Source organism: Candidatus Megaera venefica (assembly GCF_034554655.1).
GTDB classification, from domain to species: Bacteria; Pseudomonadota; Alphaproteobacteria; order Rickettsiales; family Rickettsiaceae; genus Megaera_A; species Megaera_A venefica.
In genome coordinates, this window is sequence record NZ_JARJFB010000214.1 from 1 (window position 1) to 2,173 (window position 2,173).

Consider the following 2,173-nt stretch of genomic DNA (forward strand, 5'->3'; position numbering starts at 1 on the left):
CGCTAAAGCAATTTGCTCACCAATCTCTTTATCACCATTTGCAGATATAGTACCGACTTGTGCTATTTCTGCTTTAGAACTAATAGGCTTGCTTGCTTTCTTTATTTCTTCAAGTAGGTGAGTTACTGCAAAATCAATACCTCTTTTTAAATCCATAGGATTAAAGCCAGCAGCAACAGCTTTGTTACCACCTTGGACAATTGCTTGAGTGAGAATAGTAGCAGTTGTGGTACCATCACCTGCTACATCAGCAGTTTTGCTTGCAACTGATTTAACCAGCTGAGCACCAAGATTCTGCATTGCATCTTTTAGTTCTACCGCCTTTGCAACGGTTACTCCATCTTTTGTTACTCTAGGAGCGCCAAAAGATTGTTCTATAGCAACATTACGCCCTTTTGGACCGAGAGTTATCTTAACAGTGTCTGCTAAAATATTAACGCCCTTGATCATTTCTTCACGTGCTTTTGTGCCGTATTTAATTTGTTTAGCCATAATTTTCTTCTCCTAAAAATATAAATATTACTTAATTATACCCTGCAATTTTAATCCAGAGAATTGTCCCACAGTTTCTATTTATAGTGGTAACGACTCAATCTCCGAGTAACTCTCGCAATTGTACTTATTAATCTTAAACTTTAGTATTACTTTACAATAATTCCCATAACGTCACTTTCTTTCATAATGACAAGATCCTTACCATCGATTTTTACCTCTGTACCACCCCATTTACCATACATTACTATATCACCAACTTTTACTTCTAATGGTACAAGTTTTCCATCTTTATCTCTCACACCGCTTCCTATAGCAACGACTTTACCTTGCATAGGCTTTTCCTTTGCAGTATCAGGAATAATAATTCCTCCCGTGGTTTTTTCTTCGCTTGGTAATGGAGAAACAGCGATTCGATCATGTAGTGGCTTAAAATTCATCTTGAACCTCATAATATTTAGTTAAATTGCTTTTGCAGTTGTTATATATGTTCGCTTGAAATTACTTCAAGGGCAAATAACAATTTTTATTCAAAAAAGTTCGGTATGGTTGATATTCAGGTTGAATAAAGGCTAAGGATTATTCTATGATAACTCTATTTTAGGAAGCAATTTTTATAAAAAATGAAGCTAATTACTTTTACACGCAACTGTTTTCTTCCCTCAACTACTATGTATCGTTGACTTTGTTGAATTACTAGAATATGTTGCAGTATTAGTTATATTGATGTCAAGTTATTGATATTTACTAATTTATAATTAGCCACAAACGACAAAAACTTAAGCAAAAAAGATATATGCCAAAAAACCCTGCCTTTTCAAAAGATCTTAAAGCGGTACAGGAACAATATACGGACTATCCTTATCCATTAAGAAACCCAGAAGATGAAAAAGAAAGATTAATACAATTATGGGGTAGTTATTTAGGTGAATTAAATCATTGGCTCTATGCTGGCGGAGAAAATTTTGAGAATAATTTCAGAATTTTAGTTGCTGGAGCAGGTACCGGAGATGCTGTAATCTATTTTGCTGAACAATTAAAAAATACCAATGCTGAAATTGTGTACTTAGATTTCAGTAAAACCAGTATGGCAATTGCTCAAGAAAGAGCAAAGATCCGGGAATTAAAAAATATTACTTGGGTTAATGATAGTATTTTAAATGTCCCAAATTTAAAGCTTGGATTATTTGATCATATTAACTGTGTTGGAGTACTCCATCACCTTGAATCTCCGGATCTTGGTTTGAAGATTCTGAAAGATTCTTTAACTCCAAAAGGTGGGATGAGCCTTATGGTTTATGCTACTTATGGGAGCACTGGTGTTTATCATATTCAAACACTTATGCAAATGGTAAATAAAAATGCTTCTTCTCGGGCAGAAGAGTTAAAAAATGGCTGGGCTGTGCTTAGTGGTTTACCTAGTTCAAATTGGTATGTTAAAGGTAAAGATTTAATGAATGACCTTAGTATGGGTGATATTGGAATGTATGATCTTTTTCTTCATAAACAAGATAGATCTTATACAATTCCACAAATTCACGATTTTGTAGCTAATGCTGGCCTTAATTTCGTCGATTTTACCAATTACCAAAGCAGGATAGTTTTAAGATTAGAGAATTACATTACAGATCAAACTTTGCTAGCTGAGCTTAAGAAAAGAGATTTAGTAGAACAACAAGCA

At 34.1% G+C, this 2,173-nt stretch carries 3 protein-coding genes; 1 reads left to right on the plus strand and 2 read right to left on the minus strand.

The window, feature by feature from the left end:
• Positions 1-495, minus strand: a 495-nt coding sequence (locus Megvenef_RS09055; protein WP_322777605.1) for a TCP-1/cpn60 chaperonin family protein, incomplete at its 3' end; no start/stop codon positions are given.
• A 146-nt stretch (positions 496-641) separates the two neighbouring features.
• Complete coding sequence (locus Megvenef_RS09060) at positions 642-932, minus strand: co-chaperone GroES (protein ID WP_322777603.1); 291 nt, start codon at positions 930-932, stop codon at positions 642-644.
• 356 nt (positions 933-1,288) lie between these two features.
• Between Megvenef_RS09060 and Megvenef_RS09065 the strand changes: the two genes are divergently transcribed.
• Positions 1,289-2,173, plus strand: an 885-nt coding sequence (locus tag Megvenef_RS09065; protein ID WP_322777604.1) for a class I SAM-dependent methyltransferase, incomplete at its 3' end; no start/stop codon positions are given.

What these genes read in the sequence shown, in the direction of transcription:
- Megvenef_RS09060 (WP_322777603.1), bottom strand. Translation starts at nt 932, where the DNA reads ATGAATTTTAAGCCACTACATGATCGAATCGCTGTTTCTCCATTACCA.